Source organism: Parasphingopyxis sp. (assembly GCF_052168295.1).
GTDB lineage: Bacteria > Pseudomonadota > Alphaproteobacteria > Sphingomonadales > Sphingomonadaceae > Parasphingopyxis.
Genome location: NZ_JBQLZN010000039.1, coordinates 59,418 through 79,749, shown reverse-complemented (window position 1 = coordinate 79,749; position 20,332 = coordinate 59,418). Strand labels below are relative to the sequence as shown.

The 20,332-nt window shown below is 62.5% G+C and carries 25 protein-coding genes; 13 read left to right on the top strand and 12 right to left on the bottom strand.

Annotated features, from left to right (window positions below; all coding sequences use genetic code 11):
* Positions 1 to 6 precede the first annotated feature (6 nt).
* Positions 7 to 777, bottom strand: coding sequence for a sulfite exporter TauE/SafE family protein (locus ACTS1Z_RS07025; protein WP_442623731.1), 771 nt, complete (start codon positions 775 to 777; stop codon positions 7 to 9).
* Positions 778 to 878: 101 nt separating this feature from the next.
* On the opposite strand from ACTS1Z_RS07025, the gene ACTS1Z_RS07020 reads away from it, so the two are divergent.
* Positions 879 to 1,850, top strand: a complete 972-nt coding sequence (locus ACTS1Z_RS07020; RefSeq protein ID WP_442623730.1) for an NAD(P)H-dependent flavin oxidoreductase — start codon at positions 879 to 881, stop codon at positions 1,848 to 1,850.
* Between the two features lie 138 nt (positions 1,851 to 1,988).
* Here the strand turns inward: ACTS1Z_RS07020 and ACTS1Z_RS07015 are convergent, their stop codons facing one another.
* Positions 1,989 to 2,456 (bottom strand): DUF1465 family protein, encoded by a 468-nt coding sequence (locus tag ACTS1Z_RS07015; RefSeq protein ID WP_442623729.1) that lies wholly within the window; start codon positions 2,454 to 2,456, stop codon positions 1,989 to 1,991.
* A gap of 245 nt (positions 2,457 to 2,701) precedes the next feature.
* On the opposite strand from ACTS1Z_RS07015, the gene ACTS1Z_RS07010 reads away from it, so the two are divergent.
* Positions 2,702 to 3,178 (top strand): Hsp20 family protein, encoded by a 477-nt coding sequence (locus ACTS1Z_RS07010; protein ID WP_442623728.1) that lies wholly within the window; start codon positions 2,702 to 2,704, stop codon positions 3,176 to 3,178.
* A gap of 78 nt (positions 3,179 to 3,256) precedes the next feature.
* Here ACTS1Z_RS07010 and ACTS1Z_RS07005 read toward each other — a convergent pair whose 3' ends face one another.
* Positions 3,257 to 3,454 (bottom strand): YdcH family protein, encoded by a 198-nt coding sequence (locus ACTS1Z_RS07005; RefSeq protein ID WP_442623763.1) that lies wholly within the window; start codon positions 3,452 to 3,454, stop codon positions 3,257 to 3,259.
* Positions 3,455 to 3,579: 125 nt separating this feature from the next.
* Between ACTS1Z_RS07005 and ACTS1Z_RS07000 the strand changes: the two genes are divergently transcribed.
* Positions 3,580 to 3,735, top strand: a complete 156-nt coding sequence (locus ACTS1Z_RS07000) for a YdcH family protein (protein WP_299326443.1) — start codon at positions 3,580 to 3,582, stop codon at positions 3,733 to 3,735.
* A 24-nt stretch (positions 3,736 to 3,759) separates the two neighbouring features.
* Here the strand turns inward: ACTS1Z_RS07000 and dksA are convergent, their stop codons facing one another.
* The 3 genes from dksA to ACTS1Z_RS06985 form a co-directional block, all read right to left on the bottom strand.
* Positions 3,760 to 4,125 carry an RNA polymerase-binding protein DksA gene (dksA, locus tag ACTS1Z_RS06995; RefSeq protein WP_442623762.1) on the bottom strand — a complete coding sequence of 122 codons (366 nt, stop codon included), beginning with the start codon at positions 4,123 to 4,125 and terminating at the stop codon, positions 3,760 to 3,762.
* 1,157 nt (positions 4,126 to 5,282) lie between these two features.
* Complete coding sequence (locus tag ACTS1Z_RS06990) at positions 5,283 to 5,507, bottom strand: hypothetical protein (RefSeq protein ID WP_442623727.1); 225 nt, start codon at positions 5,505 to 5,507, stop codon at positions 5,283 to 5,285.
* 193 nt (positions 5,508 to 5,700) lie between these two features.
* Positions 5,701 to 6,144, bottom strand: coding sequence for a host attachment family protein (locus tag ACTS1Z_RS06985; protein WP_442623726.1), 444 nt, complete (start codon positions 6,142 to 6,144; stop codon positions 5,701 to 5,703).
* Positions 6,145 to 6,229: 85 nt separating this feature from the next.
* On the opposite strand from ACTS1Z_RS06985, the gene serS reads away from it, so the two are divergent.
* The 4 genes from serS (at position 6,230) to ACTS1Z_RS06965 (ending at position 10,438) form a co-directional block, all read left to right on the top strand.
* Positions 6,230 to 7,513 (top strand): serine--tRNA ligase, encoded by a 1,284-nt coding sequence (gene serS / locus ACTS1Z_RS06980; RefSeq protein ID WP_442623725.1) that lies wholly within the window; start codon positions 6,230 to 6,232, stop codon positions 7,511 to 7,513.
* Positions 7,513 to 8,277 (top strand): 5'/3'-nucleotidase SurE, encoded by a 765-nt coding sequence (surE, locus tag ACTS1Z_RS06975; protein WP_442623724.1) that lies wholly within the window; start codon positions 7,513 to 7,515, stop codon positions 8,275 to 8,277. The genes serS and surE overlap by 1 nt, the downstream gene beginning before the upstream one ends.
* A gap of 77 nt (positions 8,278 to 8,354) precedes the next feature.
* Entirely contained in the window at positions 8,355 to 9,398 is a 1,044-nt protein-coding gene (locus tag ACTS1Z_RS06970) for a peptidoglycan DD-metalloendopeptidase family protein (protein WP_442623723.1), read from the top strand.
* Complete coding sequence (locus tag ACTS1Z_RS06965; RefSeq protein ID WP_442623722.1) at positions 9,398 to 10,438, top strand: potassium channel family protein; 1,041 nt, start codon at positions 9,398 to 9,400, stop codon at positions 10,436 to 10,438. The genes ACTS1Z_RS06970 and ACTS1Z_RS06965 overlap by 1 nt, the downstream gene beginning before the upstream one ends.
* A gap of 6 nt (positions 10,439 to 10,444) precedes the next feature.
* Here ACTS1Z_RS06965 and ACTS1Z_RS06960 read toward each other — a convergent pair whose 3' ends face one another.
* Both ACTS1Z_RS06960 and ACTS1Z_RS06955 read right to left on the bottom strand, forming a co-directional pair.
* Positions 10,445 to 10,849 carry a DUF1761 domain-containing protein gene (locus ACTS1Z_RS06960; RefSeq protein ID WP_442623721.1) on the bottom strand — a complete coding sequence of 135 codons (405 nt, stop codon included), beginning with the start codon at positions 10,847 to 10,849 and terminating at the stop codon, positions 10,445 to 10,447.
* A gap of 37 nt (positions 10,850 to 10,886) precedes the next feature.
* The gene (locus ACTS1Z_RS06955; RefSeq protein ID WP_442623720.1) at positions 10,887 to 11,384 is read right to left on the bottom strand and encodes a hypothetical protein; all 498 of its coding nucleotides are present in this window, start codon (positions 11,382 to 11,384) and stop codon (positions 10,887 to 10,889) included.
* 77 nt (positions 11,385 to 11,461) lie between these two features.
* Between ACTS1Z_RS06955 and rimO the strand changes: the two genes are divergently transcribed.
* A complete protein-coding gene (gene rimO, locus ACTS1Z_RS06950; RefSeq protein WP_442623719.1) occupies positions 11,462 to 12,799 on the top strand; it encodes a 30S ribosomal protein S12 methylthiotransferase RimO in 1,338 nt (445 codons plus the stop codon).
* On the opposite strand, the gene ACTS1Z_RS06945 is transcribed toward rimO, so the two are convergent.
* Positions 12,796 to 13,377, bottom strand: coding sequence for a hypothetical protein (locus ACTS1Z_RS06945; protein ID WP_442623718.1), 582 nt, complete (start codon positions 13,375 to 13,377; stop codon positions 12,796 to 12,798). The genes rimO and ACTS1Z_RS06945 overlap by 4 nt on opposite strands.
* A gap of 67 nt (positions 13,378 to 13,444) precedes the next feature.
* Here ACTS1Z_RS06945 and ACTS1Z_RS06940 point away from each other — a divergent pair, with 67 nt between their 5' ends.
* The 5 genes from ACTS1Z_RS06940 to ACTS1Z_RS06920 all read left to right on the top strand — a co-directional run bounded on the left by ACTS1Z_RS06940 (position 13,445) and on the right by ACTS1Z_RS06920 (position 17,648).
* Positions 13,445 to 14,839: a leucyl aminopeptidase family protein gene (locus ACTS1Z_RS06940; protein ID WP_442623717.1), complete on the top strand. Its 1,395-nt coding sequence runs from the start codon at positions 13,445 to 13,447 to the stop codon at positions 14,837 to 14,839.
* 159 nt (positions 14,840 to 14,998) lie between these two features.
* Positions 14,999 to 15,343, top strand: a complete 345-nt coding sequence (locus tag ACTS1Z_RS06935; RefSeq protein ID WP_442623761.1) for a MarR family transcriptional regulator — start codon at positions 14,999 to 15,001, stop codon at positions 15,341 to 15,343.
* A complete protein-coding gene (locus ACTS1Z_RS06930) occupies positions 15,255 to 16,193 on the top strand; it encodes a C40 family peptidase (protein ID WP_442623716.1) in 939 nt (312 codons plus the stop codon). The genes ACTS1Z_RS06935 and ACTS1Z_RS06930 overlap by 89 nt, the downstream gene beginning before the upstream one ends.
* Complete coding sequence (argC, locus tag ACTS1Z_RS06925) at positions 16,193 to 17,134, top strand: N-acetyl-gamma-glutamyl-phosphate reductase (RefSeq protein WP_442623715.1); 942 nt, start codon at positions 16,193 to 16,195, stop codon at positions 17,132 to 17,134. The genes ACTS1Z_RS06930 and argC overlap by 1 nt, the downstream gene beginning before the upstream one ends.
* Before the next feature lie 73 nt (positions 17,135 to 17,207).
* Complete coding sequence (locus ACTS1Z_RS06920) at positions 17,208 to 17,648, top strand: hypothetical protein (protein WP_442623714.1); 441 nt, start codon at positions 17,208 to 17,210, stop codon at positions 17,646 to 17,648.
* On the opposite strand, the gene mltG is transcribed toward ACTS1Z_RS06920, so the two are convergent.
* From mltG to ACTS1Z_RS06905, 3 genes are all read right to left on the bottom strand, one after another.
* Positions 17,645 to 18,616 (bottom strand): endolytic transglycosylase MltG, encoded by a 972-nt coding sequence (gene mltG, locus ACTS1Z_RS06915; protein WP_442623713.1) that lies wholly within the window; start codon positions 18,614 to 18,616, stop codon positions 17,645 to 17,647. The genes ACTS1Z_RS06920 and mltG overlap by 4 nt on opposite strands.
* A 39-nt stretch (positions 18,617 to 18,655) precedes the next feature.
* Positions 18,656 to 19,912: a beta-ketoacyl-ACP synthase II gene (gene fabF, locus ACTS1Z_RS06910; protein ID WP_442623712.1), complete on the bottom strand. Its 1,257-nt coding sequence runs from the start codon at positions 19,910 to 19,912 to the stop codon at positions 18,656 to 18,658.
* Positions 19,913 to 20,036: 124 nt separating this feature from the next.
* Complete coding sequence (locus ACTS1Z_RS06905; RefSeq protein ID WP_442623711.1) at positions 20,037 to 20,273, bottom strand: acyl carrier protein; 237 nt, start codon at positions 20,271 to 20,273, stop codon at positions 20,037 to 20,039.
* Positions 20,274 to 20,332: the final 59 nt, after the last annotated feature.

The following is a 20,332-nucleotide window of genomic DNA, read 5'->3' as shown; positions in this document are numbered from 1 at the left end:
CGCGGGTCAGCTTATGAGCCCGATCCAGCGCCACAACAAGCGCGCGGCGACATACAGGATGAGTGCCGCGGTAAGTCTTTTGACAAGCATGGGCGGGATGCGCGTGCTGCCGAGACGCGAGCCGATCTGGCCGCCGATCAGGACGGCTGGAAAGAGCATCCAATAATCGCGCAGCGCATCCGTCGCACTGCTGACCCCATACTCGGCCTCGAGTTTCATAAGCTGTCCTGCAAGGCCGGCTAGTGAATTCACGAGAATGAAAACGCTCGCCGTGCCGGCGATTTCGCGCGCGCCGCCCCAACGCAGCAGATAGAGGATGGGTGCAAGGAATATCCCGCCGCCGATACCAACCATGCCGGACAGAAAGCCGATGCCGCCGCCCCCGGCGAAGCTGATCGGACGTGCGACATGGCGCTTTTCCGCATGCTCTACGGGTCTCGCGTCGAACAAGAGCTGCAGGCCTGCGAGCGACAGCGATCCGCCCAGCAGGCCGATGAAAAGCGTTTCGGACACCGGAAGCCGCCCGCCCAGCCATGCAGCAGGTATGGACAGAAGAAACCAAGGCCATATCCGCGCGAAGGTCACATGGCCGGCCCTCCAAAAGCGCCAACTGCCGCCGGCGACGACGATAACGTTGCAGATAAGCGCGATGGCCGGAAGGAGGCGGTAATCGGTGCCGTTCAGCACGAGCAGCGCGTTATACGTCGAACCGCCACCAAAGCCGACCGAGGCGTAGAGCAGCGCGGTCAGCGCAAAAAGAGCGGCGAGCATCGGCATGAACGCGGCCTAGCCGCTTTGCCGCGGATGGCGAAAGCGCAAATCGCAGCCTGTCCCAAATATCGGGTGGACAGAAAAATCCGTTTCGCTAGGAAACCGAAATGACTTTACCCAGCCCTCTCTTCGATACGCTGCGCTTGCCGCTGGTCGGCGCGCCCCTCTTCATCATTTCGGGTCCGGAACTCGTGATCGCGCAGTGCAAGGCCGGGATCGTCGGCTCCTTCCCCGCGCTCAATGCCCGGCCGCAAACGATGCTCGACGAGTGGCTGCACCAGATCACCGAGGAGCTTGCCGCGCATAATCGCGACAATCCGGACCGCCCGGCCGCGCCGTTCGCGGTCAACCAGATCGTCCACAAGTCGAACAACCGCCTCGAAGAGGATCTCGCGACCTGCGAGAAATGGCAGGTGCCGATCACGATTACGTCCCTCGGTGCACGGGTTGAACTCAATGACGCCGTCCACAATTGGGGCGGCATCACGCTGCACGACATCATCAACGACCGCTTCGCGCGCAAGGCCGTGGAGAAAGGCGCGGACGGCATTATCGCGGTCGCGGCCGGCGCGGGCGGCCATGCGGGCACCATATCGCCCTTCGCGCTGGTGACGGAAATCCGCGAATGGTTCGACGGGCCTCTGCTGCTGTCCGGTTCGATGGCCACAGGCGCTGCCATTCTCGGCGCGCAGGCCATGGGCGCCGACCTCGCCTATATCGGTTCCGCCTTTATCGCGACCGAAGAAGCCAACGCGGTCGACAGCTACAAGCAAGGCGTGGTCGAAGGCCGCGCGGCCGATATCGTCTATTCGGACCTGTTTACCGGGGTGAAGGGCAATTATTTGCGCCAATCGATCGAGAATGCGGGGCTGGACCCCGATAATCTTCCCGAGGGCGACATTTCGACCATGAATTTCGGTTCCGGCGGAAACCAGGAAAAGAAGGCCTGGAAAGATATATGGGGCGCGGGCCAGGGCGTCGGCGCCGTCGAAAAGGTCGAGAGCATCGCCGACCGCGTCGACCGGCTGGAAACCGAATATCGGGCCGCGAAGGACAGTCTGCTCGAGCGGTTGTATTAATTTGTCAGACTCGACCTTGCGGTCGAGCGCGGCACCGGCCCGCTCCCCCTCCCGACCTCCCACAGGGTAAACTTATTGGGGGGTCGGGAGGGGGAGTGGGCCGGTGCCGCGAACTTCCGACAGGAAGTTTCTGACAGTTTAAAACGCGCGTTCGAGACGGCCGAGCAGGCTGCGCGCCGGGCTGGGTCCAGTCTGTTCTGGCGGGTTCAAGAGATCGCGTTCGAGACGGCTGACGCGGCCATACAATTCCTCGCTCGCCGCAATCAGTTCTTGTGCCGCTTCCGGTAGCTGCGCGACAATCGCCGCATCGCTCTTGGCTGTAAGGCCAAGACGCCGGTCCGGATGGCTTGCCGCTTCGGCCGTAATTTCACCCTTCGCCTCGCCGCGCCAGGTGAGCAGCCAGGCGATCACATGCATCATGCGCGTGGTCACTTTGAGCGACTCCACGGCATAACCGACGCGCAACGACGGGGAGAGGCTGTCCCGCGCTTCCACTCCATGATCCTCGAAATAGGCGCGGGCTTCGTCGGCCAGCACCATCGCTTCCACGTACAGCGAATCCACGAACTTTCGGGCGAGGCCCGTTTGCGCAACTACAGTCGACATAATTTCCCTCTGGCGACCCCTTGGCACAGGCGCTGCGCGGCGGAAAGCGCAAACAGGGTGAGCGGCGCTGGTTAACCGCGAATGTCCCGATCCGGGCCGCAATACACCCCTTGAAAAACGGCGATCAAATCCCATCTTTTTCGTGTCGGCACCGTCGCCGTTTTCGGGGCGGTGAAGACAGGCCGCGCGGACGATCCGCGGGCTGAAAACACTCTTAAATCGCTTGAATGAAAGGATTTTTGATTATGCGTACCATCGATTTTACCCCCCTCCTCCGCTCTTCGGTCGGATTCGAGAATCTGAACCGTCTGATGGACACCGCGACCCGCGGCGAAGGTAATGCCTACCCGCCGTACAATATCGAGAAGCTTGGCGATGATGCCTATCGCATCTCGATGGCGGTCGCCGGTTTCGCCGAAGACGAGCTCGACGTGACCGTGCACGAAAATGTGCTGATCATCAGCGGCCGCGTGGCCGAGCGTGAGGAAGACGAAACTCGTGAATTCCTCCATCGCGGGATCGGCACGCGCGCCTTCGAGCGCCGGTTCGAACTCGCCGACACCATCAAGGTGACCGGCGCGGACTATGCGCACGGCTTGCTCAATATCGAGCTTGCGCGCGAAATCCCTGAAGAGAAAAAGCCGCGCAAGATTGCGATCGGCGGCGGCGACGCCCCGAAGACGATCGACGCGCACAATGACGAGGATCGCGAAGCCGCGTAAGCGAGCTGAAGTCTCGAAATTGGAGGGCCGGTCCGAACATTCGGGCCGGCCCTTTTGTTTGCCGCGAGCGGCGAGGCATCAGGCGATTATGTCGGGCAACAGCCTGTCTTCGATTTCGGCGATCTCGTCCTTCAGGCGAAGCTTGCGCTTCTTGAGACGGGCAAGCTGGAGTTGATCCTTGGCGGGGGCTTCGAGCAAGGCGTCGATCGCTCCGTCCAGATCGCGATGCTCGGACTTGAGCGCCGCCAGCTTCACCCTCAATATCGCCTCTTCCATGGCATTATCCGATGTCATCAACGCCTTACGGTTGCAAGGCCACGATCCGGCGCGAGCGGGCATTTTGGGGGCAGACTGCGTCCGCGAAATAGGTTAGCTTATTCGGGCAGAATAAGGAGAGAGTGATGGATAATGCTCGTGAGTCCGCCCTTGAAGCCAAGCATGCCGGCCTGGATGCGAAGATAGCAGCGGAAATGCAGCGCCCCTCACCCGATCAGATCAAGATCGCCGAACTGAAGAAACAGAAATTGAAGATCAAGGAACGGCTCGTCACGCATTAAGCGTTCGACGACCCTGCAGGGCGGCTATTCGTCGCGCGTAATGCGCTCGTTGCGTTCGTGGCGCTCCTGCGCTTCGATCGTCATCGTCGCTATGGGCCGCGCATCCAGCCGCGCCAGAGAGATCGGCTCGCCGGTTACGACGCAATAGCCGAACTCGCCATTGTCGAGCCGCCGTAGTGCGGCGTCGATCTTCATGACCAGTTTGCGCTGGCGATCGCGGCGGCGCAGTTCGATCGACCAGTCGGTTTCGCTCGATGCGCGGTCGGTCGCATCGGGCTCGCGGATCGGCCCCTCGCGCAACTGTTCACGGGTTCCGTTGACGTCGTGCAGAATGCTCGCCTTCCAGTCGAGCAGCTTCTCCCGGAAATAGGCCTGATGAGCCTCGCCCATGAACGGGGCGTCGTGATCCAACTCGCGCTCGATATGCGGCGGATTGGTCGTACCGGAACCGGATTTACGACCCTTGCCCGAGTCGCGCTTGTCAGATGATCGCGCGGCAGTCGCCATATAACGTTCCCCCACCAGACCGATTCCAAGTATCGCGGCGCAGAAACGCTTGCGAATCAATCGCTATGGGGCGTCCTGCCATGGCGCGGGCCTATACTCACAGGGCGCTGCGCGCACAAGCGCGATTCGGCAACATCGTCATATGACCCAGGTCGAAGCGCCTCCGCTGGTGCCGGCGCGCTGCATCCTTCTCCCATCGAAACTGTCCCTCAATGGGTCATTAACTCCGATTGTTCGGGAAAGGCGGCTGCAAATCCCTGATTAACCATTGGAAACATGGTTAACGATATTGCGATTAATGTTTCGTTGATGCCTTGTGCCGGCGTTGAGCACCGGATTTTGCGCCCGGACGGGGCCGAACCGATGTTCTGAACAACAGGAAAGAGAAAGCCAATGTCTGTCAGAATGGCTCTAGCAAAATTATCGGCCTGCGCTTGCGGAGGGGCAATCGTCGGCGGAGGTGCGGTGCATGTCGCGGAAGCGCCCGCAGGCGGTCCGGCGGAGATCCGCACCGAGCAGCCGCGCGTTGCAGCGCGCAGCATCGGCAACCGGCCGCGCGTGCATCGCAAGACGCGCCAGGTCCGCACGATCACGCGGACGGCGACCTGCGCGCCCGCCCCGACCGTGGTCAGCGTTACGAACCAGGTCGCCGCGCCCGCGCCGGCCGTCTATGACGTGCCGCCGCCCGCACCGATCATCAATGAGATTCCGGCCTTTGGCGGTGGCGGCGATGTCGGCCTGATCGGCGGCGGCGGATTCATCGGCGGGGGTGGCGGCTTCTTCGGCGGCTTCTTCGGCGGCGGCGGATCGACAGGCGGCGGCGGTTTCTTCGTCCGCGAAGGCGATATCGTCATCAAGAACGACAATAGCGGTTCCACCTCGACCGGAGGCAGCTCGACGTCGAGCGGCGGTTCGTCAAGCTCCTCCAGTTCCAGCTCTAGCTCGTCGAGCAGCAGCTCCAGCTCCTCCAGCTCGAGCTCCAGCTCATCCGGCGGGTCGAACGGGAGCTCAGGCGGTCATCCGCCGAGCAGCACCGGCGGTCATCCCCCGAGCAGCACGGGTAGCTCCGGCAGCTCCGGCAGTTCGTCGAGCAGCAGCTCTTCGGGATCGAGCGGATCGTCCTCGACCTCGTCGGGCGCAACCGGCGGATCGAGCAGCTTCGGCAGCAGCGGTTCCTCGAGCAGCAGCAGTTCCAGCTCCAGCTCGTCCAGCAGCTCGTCGTCCTCGTCTTCGAGCGGTGGCAGCACCGGTTCGACGGGCGGCACTGAAGTGCCTGCTCCGCCGATGCTCCTCCTCTTTGGTGGCGGTGTTGCGGCACTGGTCGCCCGGCGGCGCTGGAAAAAGAAGAAACAGGCAGTCGCCTAGCGTTAACGTCTGACAGACGGGAAACGGCGCGATCCAGCCCCTTGGATCGCGCCGTTTTTTTGTGCGCCAGATCGGCGGTCCGCTAGTCCCCTGTTAGTCCGCAGTCTTCAGGATTTTCTCGATATCCTCGATCGTGTGGCCGGTCAGATCCTTGTCGATCTCGCCGATCAGCCTGTCCTTCACCTCCTGATGATAGTTTTTCCGCAACTCGCCCAATGTCTTGGGCGGCGCGACGATGATCAGCTTTTCGAAATCCCCCTTGTGCGCGCGCTTGTAGAGTAGGTCCGCCGTTTCCTCGGCAAAGCGATCTTCTTCGAGCTGGTGAAAATCTGTTTCGTCCATCTTGCTGCGGCCCGGGCCTGCGCTGCTGAAGCTGCGTCCGGCCTCGTCGGTCTTCTGTTCGCGGTTCGGCGGATTATCCTGCTTGCGTTTCCGTTCCAGCTCCAGCTGCGGATATTCGGAATCGCCCTCATTGCGGAAAAACAGCATCTTCCGGCCATCGGCCACGACGACGAAGGCATCGTTCGGTATCTTCATGGATAGTCTCTCCTTCTCTATCCCACCAACGCACCAGCGGGCTTGAGGGTTGCGCGAAAAGAGCGCGCCAGCCATAGCGCCGGTCATGCATGACCTGAAACAGATCCGCGAAAACCCGGACGCTTTCGACGCCGCGATGGCCAAGCGCGGCGACGATCCGATCGCCGCCGAGATCCTTTCGCTCGACGAACAGAATCGCGCACTCATGACCGAAGTGCAAGCCGCGCAGGCACGGCGGAACGAAGCGTCGAAAGCCATCGGCCAGGCGAAGGCGCAGGGCGATGAGGACAAGGCCCAGGCGCTGATGGCCGAAGTCAGCGAACTCAAGACGAAACTGCCCGAACTCGAAGACCGGCAAAAGGCGCTCGCCGCCGAAATCGACGTCCGCCTGTCCGGCCTGCCAAACATACCGGCCGACGATGTGCCGATCGGCGAGGATGAGGATGACAATGTCGAGCTGAAGCAGGTTGGCCAGCCGCCATCCTTCGATTTCGCGGTCAAGGATCATGCCGATCTCGGCCCGCCGCTCGGCCTCGACTTCGAGACCGGAGCCAAGATTTCGGGCGCGCGTTTCACACTTGTCCGCGGGGCCGTCGCCAAGCTGCATCGTGCACTCGGCCAGTTCGGCCTCGACATCCTGACGCGCGAGCACGGCTATGAGGAGGTCTTCCCGCCGATGCTCGTCAATGACGAGACGATGTATGGCGCGGACAAGCTGCCGAAATTCGCAGACGATCTGTTCCGCACGACGGACGGCCGCTGGCTGATCCCGACGGCCGAAGTCAGCCTCGCCAATATCGTGCGCGGCGATATCGTGTCCGAAGCGGAGCTGCCGATGCGCTTCGTCGCACTGACCTCTTGCTTCCGCTCGGAGGCCGGCGCTGCGGGCAAGGATACGCGCGGCTATATCCGCCAGCACCAGTTCGAAAAGGTCGAGATGGTGTCGATCACGACACCCGAAAGCTCGGAAGCCGAGCACGAACGGATGACCGATTGCGCCGAGGACGTACTGACGCGTCTCGAACTACCCTTTCGGCGCATGAACCTCTCGACCGGCGATCTGGGTTTCGGTGCGGCACGGACGTACGATATCGAGGTCTGGCTGCCCGGACAGGATACCTATCGCGAGATTTCGAGCTGCTCGACCTGCCGGGACTTCCAGGCGCGGCGGATGAATGCGCGCTACCGCCCCGAGGGCGAGACCAAGGGCACGCGCTTCGTTCATACGCTGAACGGCTCGGGTCTCGTCGTCGGCCGGACGCTGGTCGCCATCCTCGAAAACTATCAGCAGGCCGACGGATCTGTCATCGTTCCGGACGTGTTGCGCCCCTATATGAACGGCATGGACCGGTTGGAGCCCGCACGCTGATGCGCATATTGCTGACCAATGACGATGGCATCAACGCGCCGGGCTTCGCGGTGCTCGAAGAGATCGCAGCCTCGCTGAGCAACGATATCTGGGTCGTCGCGCCTGCCGAGGAACAGTCGGGCGCAGGCCATTCGCTCACCCTCACCGCACCGCTCAGACTGCGTGAGCATGACGACCGCCGCTTTTCGGTGACCGGCACGCCGACCGACGCGGTGATGCTGGGCATCAATCGGGTCATGAAGGAAAATCCGCCCGATCTGCTATTGTCCGGGGTCAATCGCGGGGCCAATCTTGCCGAGGATGTTACCTATTCCGGGACGGTCTCGGCGGCAATGGAGGGTGCGTTGGCCGGTGTCCCGTCGATCGCGCTGAGCCAGACCTATGGGCCCGATGCCAGGGGCGATGACGTACCGTTCGCCGCAGCGCTAAAATGGGGCGGCCAAGTGCTCGAAAAGCTGCTCGCGTACGATTTTCCGGCGCGCACATTGGTCAATATCAACTTCCCGGCGCGTACGCCCGACGAGGTGCGGGGGATCCGAACGGTCAGCCAGGGTATGCGGGACTATGGCCGGCTGCAGATCATCGAGAACAAAGATCCGCGCGGTTATCCTTATTACTGGTTCGGTCTCGGCCCGATGGTGGGCACTCCCGAACACTCGACCGACCTCGAGGCGATAGAGGATGGTTATATCGCCGTCTCGCCGCTCCATCTGGACATGACGCATCACGAGTCTTTGAAAGACCTCAGTGCCATTTTCGACTGATTCGCCGCCCGCAAGTTGTTCAATCCTGACGGCTATCCGGCGCTGGAAAGCCGCGAATTTCGTGGTAAGAGCGCTGCATGCGCGCGCAACGCCCATGGATGCAGCCCGCCGCCTTGGCGTTCGTAACAGTTTCGGCGCTCATGCTTAGTGCCTGTATCCCCGCACCGCCCGGTCCGCGTAGCGCGCCGCAAGCGCGCACGACCCCGCCGCCGCAACCGCTTACGACTTGGGAAGCGCAAACCGTCACGGCTAACGCCGTCGAAATCGAAGGCACCAGCTACACCGTGCGCGCTGGCGACACGCTGAGCGAGATCGCCCGGCGGACCGGGGCGAGCGTGGATGCGATAGCCAATGCCAACGGCATAGCGCCGCCTTATGTCATCCGCCCCGGGCAGCGGCTCGAAATTCCTGCCGGGCGTTATCACGAAGTTCAGCGCGGCGAGACCGGGATCGGGATTGCGCGCACTTACGGCGTGGACTGGTCCGAAGTCGCCACGCTCAACAGGCTCGAGGAACCGTTCATCCTGCGCGCGGGGCAACGAATATTGCTGCCCGGTACCGCTGCTGTATCCGAGATGACGCTGCAGCAGCGTGCCGCCGCCTTCGACCTCGACATTGACGATATCGTCACAGGCGGCGAACCGGCGCTCGCCGAGAACGAGCGGCCGACACCGCCGACACGGACCGCCGAGCGCGTGCTGCCAGCCGATGCCGCCGTCCGTTCCCCCGCCAATTTCAGCGGGCGGTTCGGCTGGCCGCTGACAGGCCGCATACTCGCGCCGTTCGGGCGTCGTGGCGAAGGCCAGTTGAACAACGGTATCGATATCGCGGCCGAACGCGGCACGCCCGTGCTCGCGGCGGCCGATGGTGTGGTCCTCTATGCCGGCGACGAGATACAGGTGCATGGCGGGCTCGTTCTCCTCAACCATGGCGACGGCTGGATTACGGCCTATGCCAATATGGACGATCTGCAGGTGGCGCGCGGCCAGCGCGTCGAACGCGGCCAGATGATCGCCCGGGCGAGCGACACCGGCCAGGTCGATCAGCCGCAACTCCATTTCGAAATCCGCCGCAACCGGCAGCCGGTCGATCCGGCGCAGCACCTGCCGGATCTGAGCTGATGGCCCGTCTTCCACAGGCCCCGTCCGACCGCACGGGAGAATTGCGGCGCAAGACCGGCCTCTCGCGTTGGGGTTCGCTCTGGCTACGAGTGAGCGCGGTTATCGGTCTGATCGGCATCGCGGTCGCCGTGCACTGGTTCGACCGCGAGGGCCTCGTCGACTCGGTGGACGGCAATGTCAGCTTCAGCGACGTCGTCTATTTTACGATGATCAGCATCACCACGACGGGCTATGGCGATATCACGCCGGTGACCGACCGCGCACGCATGTTCGATGCGCTGATCGTTACCCCGCTGCGGATTTTCGTGATTCTGATATTTGTCGGCACAGCCTATGATTTCGTGCTGAAGCGAACTTGGGAAAGGTGGCGCATGAGCATCATCCAGAAAAACCTTCACAACCATATCGTCGTCGCCGGGTTTGGGATCAGCGGATCGGAAGCGGTGGACGAACTGCTGGAGCGCGGCATCGACCCGTCCGAGATCGTCGTCATCGACCAGGATCATGGCCGGCTCGAAGCGGCGGAAAAGCGCGGATGCAACGTCATGGAAGGCGATGCGTCGCGCGACAAGACACTCAACCAGGTCCGCGTGTCGCGCGCGCGGTCGATGATCGTATCCGCCGGGCGCGACGACACCTCGATCCTTGTCGTCCTGACGGCGCGGGCGCTGGCGCCGAAGCTTGCGATCAGCGTCCTCGTACGCGCATCGGACAACGAGCAGCTGGCCCGCCAGGCCGGTGCCAGCAACGTCATCAACCCGGTTAGCTTTGCCGGATTGCTGCTCGCCGGTTCCTGTCATGGCCCGCATATCTCCGACTATATGGCCGATCTCGCCTCGGCGACCGGCCGCGTGGCACTGCGCGAACGCATGGCGACGCATATGGAGGAAGGCCTGCCATTGGGCGCGATCCAGACCGGGCTCGGCGTGCGGATCTACCGCAACGGCAAGCCCTATGGTTTCTGGGAAGAAGAAGCCAAGCAGATCCTCGAAGGCGATCTCATCGTCGAGATTGTCGGCAAGCCCGACGACGAGGAATAGATCGCCCTACAGCAGCGCGTGGACGAGACCCATCGCCGCGTAGAAGAGCAGCCAGTAGGTCGCATCGATCAGGAACAGCGTGCGGCTCTTCTGCGAAAACAGATAGTTGGTCCCGATCGCCGGTACGATGAAGCCTGCGGCCACGCCGACCGCGATCAACAGCACCGTGCTCAATCCCGCATCGGGAAAATAGGTGAGCAGATGCGCAAGCGTCGTCGAAGCGACAAGGCTCAACACGAAAGTGGTACCGTAGATCAGCCCCATATTGCCGGACTGCACATCCTCTTCGGTCAAGCCGACGGCGCCCATCCATTTCTTGCCCATGACCGGGCCGTACCAGATGCCCCCGACCACGAAGCCGGCAGCGGCCGCGGCGATGATCGCCAGCCAGTTTTCGGCATAAAATTCCATGACACATCCCCCCTTTGTGTGTGCGGTAAAGGTTACACTACCAGACCAACGTGATCGACTGTCCCGTCGACAGATCGCTCCAGTCTGCAGCAAACTCCCGCAGCCGCGTAAATAGCTCGAGAATCGCTTCGCTGGAAAGATCGGGTAGCGGCACGTGCGAAGATTCGCAGGCCGCCCGGTAAGTATCCAGAAACGCGTCCAAATCCAGCTCATCGGCCCATAAAGCAGCTTCGAAACACTCGACCAGCCGCTCCGCCTGGAGCAGCTGCACGATATCCGCGTCCGGTCTGGCCGCACGTTTCGCGCTCGCATGGCCGGCCTGCTTCGCCATCTCCTGAATCGAATCCGGATCGCCGCCCGCCGCTACCGAGCCCCAAAAACCGACGTCGAAGCCGAGCGCCTTCTCGACGAAGAAATGCACCGCATCGTGCGGGATATGGCCCTTTTTGGGGAAGGTGAGCCGCGCCTCTGAACCGTCATCGCGTGTAACGGTAAGCCAGTCCCGATCGGTACCCTTGGCCATCACTATATCCATGCCAACCTCCTCGGGCGCGCTAGCCAAGGACAATGGAGATGACAATCTCCACCACAATCCCTATGTCGCGGCGCATCATGGCAACGCGTCTCCCCTCCCCGCCCAAGGTCGGCATGGTGTCGCTCGGCTGTCCCAAGGCTCTGGTGGACAGCGAACGCATACTGACCAAGCTGCGCTCGGACGGCTATGGCCTGTCGCCCGACTATGACGACGCTGACGTCGTGCTGGTCAACACGTGCGGGTTCCTCGACAGCGCCAAGGAGGAGAGCCTCGAAGCAATCGGCGAGGCCATCGCCGAAAACGGGCGCGTGATCGTCACCGGATGCATGGGCAACGAAGCCGATGTCATCCGCGAGCGTTTTCCCGACGTGCTCGCCGTGTCGGGGCCGCAGCAATATGAGGAGGTCGTCGGCGCGGTGCATGAAGCGGCGCCCATGCCGGCCTTGCCCTATGTCGACCTTGTGCCGGAGACCGGGCTCAAGCTTACGCCGCGCCACTATAGTTATGTGAAGATATCCGAAGGCTGCAACCATCGCTGCGCCTTCTGCATCATCCCCTCGATCCGCGGCGATCTGGTTAGCCGACGCCCCGACGCGATCCTGCGCGAGGCGGAAAAGCTAGTCGCGGCCGGGACCAAGGAGCTGCTGATCATCAGCCAGGATACATCGGCCTATGGCGTCGATATCCGCAAGGAAGAGCGAGAGTGGAAGGGCCGCACGGTACAGCCGCATATGACCGATCTGGCGCGCGAGCTGGGCCAGTTCGGCGCCTGGGTGCGACTCCACTACGTCTACCCCTATCCGCATGTCGATCAGGTCATTCCGTTGATGGCCGATGGTCTCATTACCCCCTATCTCGATATCCCGTTCCAGCACGCGAGCCCGCGCATCCTCAAAGCCATGCGCCGCCCGGCCAATGAGGCGAAAGTGCTCGAGCGCATCGCCACCTGGCGGGATATCTGCCCTGACATCACGATCCGCTCGACCTTCATCACAGGCTTTCCCGGCGAAACCGAAGAGGATTTCGAATATCTGCTCGACTGGCTCGACGAAGCCCAGCTCGACCGGGTCGGCGCGTTCCGCTTCGAGCCCGTCGAAGGCGCGCGCGCCAACGCCCTGCCAGACCCGGTGCCCGAAGAGGTGAAGGAAGACCGCTACAAGCGGCTGATGGACAAATGCGCGACGATTTCGGCCGCCAAACTGCAGGCGAAGATCGGCACGACACAAAAGGTCATCATCGATCTCGTGGACGAAGATGGCGGCGCGACGGGCCGCTCACAGGCCGACGCCCCGGAAATCGACGGCGAAGTTCATCTGCGTGATACGACGGGGCTTACGCCCGGCGACATCGTGTCCGTGGAAATCGAAGACGCCAATGCGCACGACCTGTTTGGTGTGGTCGTTGGTTCCGCCTAGCTGATCCCGGCGCGTTCCTGGTTCTTGCGGCGAGAACGACGAACAAGCCAGACGATCAGGACGACTATCCCGACGAAAATCACCAGCGCGATGATGCCGGCCCACATGAATACACTGCCGACCGTCTCCATGACTTCAAGATCGGCGGGCGGTTCGCTCGACCCGTCGACGCTCCATGACGTGATGACGGGATCGCCGCCACGTTGCAGCGTCGAAAAGCGCGTCGTCGTCCAATGCGCATCGTTGGTGGTGACGAGCGTGAATTCCTTCTCCGTGCGCGCACCCTCGCCCAGCCCGTCGCTGTTCATGCTGTACGATATGATCCGGGTCTCGACTTCGCCGTCGGGAAACAGGTCCGCCGCCTGTTCGAACTGACCGGCGCTGTTTCGCCACACGTCCGGATCGACCATGGATTCGATCGCCGCGGTGTCGCCGGTCCGGATGTTATCGACGAATTCCTGCGCCATCGCCCGATCCTCTTCCGAGGTCATCGTCTCGATCATGCTGTCCATCGAACAGGCGGCAAGTGCTCCCAGCGCCAGCAGCGCCATGACGTAACGGATGAATGAAAGCCCCATCTTACCTCCCCTCGATGCGTGCCCAGACGCTTGGCGTTTGGCGCCACATCTGTCTAAAGCTCGATCCATGACCGATTATGACACCCTTCTGAAGCCCGACAAGGGCCAATCCGCCCATCTGCTCCACCCGTTAAATACCGACGGTTTCGACGAGTGGCTCAAGGGCCTTCCTGATCGCGAGCGCAAATCGGTGAAGGCGCAGGGGTTTTCCGGCAAGGAGGGCGAGGTCGCCATCGTAGCAGGCGACGATGCCGACAGCTGGTCGGCGGCGGTCGGCGTTGTGGATCCCGAAAACCTCAAAACCTGGTGCCTCGCAAAAGTGGCGGAATCGCTACCCGCCGGCGAATACCGGCTTGCGGACGGCTCGCCCGGCAACGCGGCATTGGGTTGGCTGTGCGCGCAGTACAGTTTCGAACGGTATAAGAAGGAGCCTAACGGCGACGGGCCGAAGGTTCTGCTCACCGACAAACCGGGTACGATCGAAGAAACGGTCGCGCTCGCCGAGGCGACGGACCTGGTGCGTACGCTCGTCAATACCCCCGCCGGTGACATGGGCCCGGCCGAGCTGCAGGAGGCGGCAGAGGAATTGGCCACGCGGCACGGCGCCGAACTCTCGGTTACGCACGGCACCGATCTCGTCGAGGGCTATCCTATGATCGACGCGGTCGGCCGGGCGGCGACGACGGATCGCGCACCCCGCCTGATCGAACTCGAATGGGGCAAGGCCGATCATCCGCGCGTCGCGATCGTCGGTAAGGGAGTCTGCTTCGATTCCGGCGGCCTCGACATCAAGAGCGCAACGGGCATGCGCTGGATGAAGAAGGATATGGGCGGCGCGGCGCACGCGCTGGCGCTGGCCGGCCTCGTCATGGGCCGCGAGCTGCCGGTACGATTGCATCTCCTGATCCCGGCGGTCGAAAATGCGATCGCGGGCAATGCGTTCCGGCCGGGCGATATCCTTGCCAGCCGCAAGGGGCTGTCCGTCGAGATCGGTAATACCGATGCCGAGGGCCGGCTGATCCTGGGCGATGCGTTGTGGCGGGCGTGCGAGGACGATCCGGAGCTGATCGTCGATTTTGCCACGCTCACCGGCGCGGCGCGCGTTGCGCTCGGACCGGATCTTCCGGCGCTCTTTACGGATAATGAGGAGCTGGCGCAGGAAATTTCCGAGGCAGGCTTGGCCGTCGACGATCCGGTCTGGCGGCTTCCGCTCTGGGATGGCTATGACGAGTGGATGAAATCGCCCGTAGCCGATCTCAGCAATACCTCCTCGGTGCCCATGGCGGGCGCGACGACGGCAGCCCTGTTCCTGCGGAACTTCGTGAAAGCGGATATTGCCTGGACGCATCTCGATACCTTTGCCTGGCGCAACCAGCCCAAGCCCGGTCGGCCGAAGGGCGGGGAAGCGCTGGGCGTCCGCGCGCATTGGGAGGTTCTGAAAAACCGCTATTCCGGCGGCTAAACGCGCAAATCGGCGCATCCAAGCCGATGATATCCGATCCGAATCTTCAGCTTATTGAAACCAAGCGGGCCCCGCGTGCGTTAAGGCGTTGGAGATGGGCTGCGAACAGCTCGCAATTAGGGAGTTTGAAGAATGCCGAGCGATGCGCTTGGGGCCTGGATGGATGCGCTTATCGGCTATGTGCAGTCGGGAGAGCCCGATCTCAGCAACCGGCAGATGGCGCTGCTGCTGCTGATCTACGCGACGCCCGGCCCGCACACTGTTCGCGGGCTCGCCGAAAAGTTGCAGGTTTCCAAGCCGGTTGTCACACGCGCCTTGAATACACTCTCCGCCCTCGGCTATCTGCGACGCGAACGCGATGAAAGCGACCGCCGCAACATCTTCATCGCGCAAACATCGAATGGGGCGCGTTTCCTTGAACGTTTCGAAAAACTCATCGGCCAGAGCCGGCCAACCGATATCCACGAGCGAAAGGACGGATTCCAGCGGGCCAATCTGGGCTAGCGTAGAACTGGGGCAGACCGCGCCAGAGCTCGATCCGCGCATCCATGCGTTCCGGCACGAGATCGCCGATATCGCGCTCGCCGATCGCATCGCCCTGCCCCATTATGTGGAGCCCGTGACGCGCACGATCGGCAGTCCGCTCGCCGATCTGCGCGTCGAACCTTCAGAGACGTCCGAACTGGGATCGCAGCTTCTTTACGGCGAGCCGTTCGCACTGCTCGATTTCGAGGATGGATGGGCCTGGGGTTACGGTCTACTCGACCATTTCGTGGGCTTCGTTCGGCAGGAAGCGCTCGCGCCTGCAAGAAGTGCAACCCATATCGTCTCTGCACCGGAGACCCGGACAGTCGACACCGCCAATGGCGCCGATCCCGCCGCTTTCTTTATGGGCAGCCATGTATCGGGCCAGATCGACGGCGATCAGCTGGTCACCGCCCAAGGCGCCATTGCGCTCGCCGACCTTATAGAAGTCGGTACCGCTGTCGACGATGCGGTGAGCGTTGCCGAAAGCCTTGTCGGCGCGCCCTACCGCCTCGGCGGGCGCAGCATTGAAGGGATCGACTGTTCGGGTCTGGTCCAGCTTGCTTTCGCTCTTGCTGGCCATGCGCTCCAGCGCGATTCCGATCTGCAGCAAGCCACCGCCGGCACCGAACTCGATGCGACTGCCAGCCTGCAGCGCGGCGACCTCATATTCTTCCCGGAGCATGTCGGCATGATGGCCGATACCGAAACCTTGCTGCACGCGAGCGGTCACAAAGGCGCGGTCTGCACCGAAGCATTGACGGATGTGGTCGCGCGTATCGGCCGGGAGCACGACACGCCTGTTCTCGCCCGCCGCCGGCTCAGCTGATGCCGCTATCCGTATTCATCGATGGCGGCCACGGCACGACGGGGCTGGAAATCCGTGATCGGCTGGGTAACCGGCCGGAGATCGGACTGCTCGCGCTCGACGAAGGCAGCCGGAAGAACGACGCCGCGCGGACGGAGGCGTTGCGCAGCGCCGATATCGCCATCCTGTGCCTGCCCGACGATGCCGCGCGGGTGGCCGTGGCGATGGTCGGTGATGCGGATACGCGGATCATCGATGCATCGACCGCGCATCGCGTTGCGCCGGACTGGACTTACGGGTTCCCGGAATGGGAGCAAGACCATCGTGCGACCATTGCGAATAGTGACCGCGTCGCCAACCCGGGCTGCTACGCGCAGACATTCATAGCGCTCGTCCATCCGCTCGTGCGCGCCGATCTGTTGCCCGCCGATGCGGCGGTCAGCGTCAATGCGACGTCCGGCTATTCGGGCGGCGGACGCGCGATGATCGAGGAATTCGAAAGCGGCGACGCGCCGACCGCGTTTCGCAACTATGCGCTCGGACTGGCGCACAAGCATCTGCCGGAAATGCGCCAGCATAGCGGGCTCGCTAAACCGCCGCTCTTTTCGCCGTCGGTCGCCAATGTGCATCGGGGCATGCTGGTCGAAATCCCGCTGCATATCGGACAGTTGCGTGGGGGCGTGAACGTTGGCGACATCCGCGCCGTCCTGCAGGACCATTATGCCGATAGCAGGCTCATCAGCGTATATGACGCCGCGGATAGCGACGCGCTGGACATGGTGACGATCGAACGCTGCGCAGGCACTGACCGGATGGAGATATTCATATTCGCCAATCCGGCCGGCGACCAGATCCGGCTGTGCGCCACACTCGACAATCTGGGCAAGGGTGCCGCGGGTGCGGCCGTACAGAATCTCAACCTGATGGCCGGGTTCGACGAATGTGCCGGGTTGAGACTCTGACACCTACTTATCAACACTTTATTCACAATTTGCGCCAGATCGGATAAGCCTTGACCGAATAGGTGAGGTCGCCGTGAACAAGGTTCTTGCGAGAAAGCCGCCCGGTTCGTTCTGGGTGATATCGATACTGCTGTTGATCTGGAACGTCATGGGCGTCGCCGTCTATGTCGCTCAGGTCACCACGAGCGACGAGCAGCTGGCCCAGACCTACACCGCGGAAGAAGTCGTCATATTCTCGAGCGCGCCGGGCTGGGTGACGGGCGCATTCGCCATCGCCGTTTTCGCCGGTCTGTCCGGTGTAATCGCGCTGCTCGCGCGGAAATCATGGGCAAAATGGCTGTTCGTAATCTCGCTGATCGCGGTTCTCGTCCAGCATTTCTGGACCTTCTTTCTCAGCGGACTGCTCGATATCATCGGCCTTGAGCGCGTGATCATGCCGCTCGTCGTCGTAGCCCTTTGTGCCTTCCAGATCTGGTACGCGGATCAAGGCACAAAGCGCGGCTGGCTGCGCTAGTCCATCTCGCCGCGCTGGCGGCGCAATTCGTACCACTGCTCAACATTTTCCCGATGCTCGCGATAGGTTTCGGCGAACACATGGCCGCCCGTGCCGTCGGCGACAAAGAAGAGCGCATCGGTCTCCGCCGGGTTTAAAACCGCCTCGATCGCCTCGCGTCCGACATTGGCGATCGGCCCGCGCGGAAGCCCCGTCATGGTGTAAGTATTATAGTCGTTGCGGGCATCGATTTCGGAACGGCGGATGCGGCGGCCCAGCGCCCTGCCCTGTGTTATCGGATAGATGATCGTCGGATCGGCCTGCAACCGCATCCCGATCCGCAAACGGTTGGAATAAACGCCGGCGATCAGCGGCCGTTCGGACGGTTCGGCGGTTTCCTTCTCGACGATCGACGCGAGGATGATCGCTTCGTCCGGCGTGGAGACCACCGTGTCGGGGCTGCGCGCCGCCCATAGCGCCGCCAGCTCCTCGTCCAGCGCCAACTGCATGCGGGCAAGCACATCGGCCCGGCTTTCGCCGCGCTCATAGGCATAGCTGTCGGCCAGTACCGATCCCTCTTCGGGGACCGGGATTTCCCCGGTCAGCAATTCGGTTGCCATCAATCTCTCATGCACGAGCACGGCGGGCATGCCTTCGGGGATGGTCACGAAGCGCTGGATCGCGGGCTCTTCCTGGAGGATTCGCAGTGCCTCGGACTGGCTGACCCCGGCCGGCATTTCATACTCGCCGGCGCGAATCGGGGCGCTGCTGCCAAGCACACGCGAGAAGAAGAGAAAACGGCTTTGGGAGCGGATCACACCGCGTTCCTCGAGTATCCCGGCGGCATCCGTCAGCGTTGCGCCTTCCGGAATGCTCACCGCAACGGGTTCTTCAAGCGGACCCGATCCGCCCCAGCTGCGCAGCGCGGCTATCAGCCCGACCGCCAGCAGGAGCGCGACAATCAGAGCCAGGCAGCCGAGCTTGCGCATAAGGTCTCCCTCTCGATGTATTCCTCCGGGCAGGCGCCGTTAGACGGCCTGCATCACAAGGCTGGCGTTGGTGCCGCCGAAGCCGAAACTGTTATTCAGCACCGCCTTAACCTCGCGTTGCCGGGCTTCATGCGGCACAAGGTCCATACCTTCGGTTCCGTCTTCCGGATTGTCGAGGTTGAGCGTCGGCGGCACGACCTGGTCGCGCAGTGCCAAAATGCAGAAGATCGATTCGACCGCGCCGGCTCCGCCGAGCAGATGGCCGATGGCCGATTTCGTCGAACTCATCGACATGGACTGTGCGGCGTCGCCGAACAGGCGTTTGACTGCGTCCAGCTCGATCAGGTCCGCCATGGTCGAGGTACCATGCGCGTTGATATAGTCGATATCGTCGGTGCTCAGCCCCGATTTGGCGAGCGCCATCTCCATCGATCGATACGCGCCTACGCCGTCTGGATGCGGCGCGGTGACATGGTAGGCGTCGCCCGACAGGCCATAACCCGTCACCTCGGCATAGATGGTCGCGCCGCGCGCCTTGGCCCGTTCATATTCCTCGAGCACGACGACGCCCGCGCCTTCGCCCATCACGAAGCCGGAGCGGTCCTTGTCATAGGGCCGGCTTGCCTTTTTCGGTTCGTCATTGCGGTTGGTGCACAGGGCCTTGGCCTGTGCGAAGCCGGCAATACCGATTGGGCAGATCGCACCTTCCGAACCGCCCGCCAGCATCACGTCCGCATCGTCGAGTGCGATCATTCGCGCCGCGTCGCCGATCGAGTGCGCGCCCGTCGAACACGCCGTGACGACCGCATGGTTCGGCCCCATCAAGCCATATTTGATGCTGACCTGACCGGAGATCAGGTTGATCAGGCGGCCATGGACGAAGTGCGGGCTCACCCGCCCCGGCCCGCGTCTGTCGAGTACCAGGGATTCGCTTTCGATCCCGGGAAGCCCGCCAATACCCGATCCGATCGAGCAGCCCGCGCGCAGCTTCTCCTCGTCGCTCATGTCCGTAAGGCCGGCATCTTCGAGCGCCTGACCGGCCGCGTCGATGCCATATATGATGAACGGATCGACCTGCCGCTGGACCTTGTGATCGACGCGCAGCGACGGATCGAAACCGAATTCGTGATCCGCGGGCTTCACCTCGCACGCGATCGTGCATTTCTGATCCGACGTATCGAAGCGTTCGATCTGCCCCGCGCCCGATTTGGACGCCAGAATATTCTTCCAGCTCGTTTCCACATCGCCGCCCAGCGGCGTAACGAGACCCAGCCCGGTGACTACTACTCGGCGCATCTGATGGCTCCCTAACTTGCGACCCTATTCATAAGGCAAAACGGCTCCCCGGGGTTCGAACCGGGAAGCCGTTCCAATTCCTTCTGCTCGGCCTTGAAGCCGGGCTCCCGTATCGCGACTGCGATCAGGCGGTTTGCTTGTCGATATAGGTGATCGCGTCCTTCACGGTCGTGATATCCTCGGCGGCATCGTCCGGGATCTCAACGCCGAATTCTTCTTCGAACGCCATGACCAGCTCGACGATATCGAGACTGTCCGCGCCCAGATCGTCGATAAAGGCCGCATCTTCGGTGACCTTGTCGGCTTCGACGCCCAGATGCTCGGTGACGATCTTTTTTACCCGATCGGCAGTATCGCTCATGGAATATCCTTTGCTTTTATGATTCCCGGTTTTCCTAAAGGGGAGCGCTTTCTGGCGCA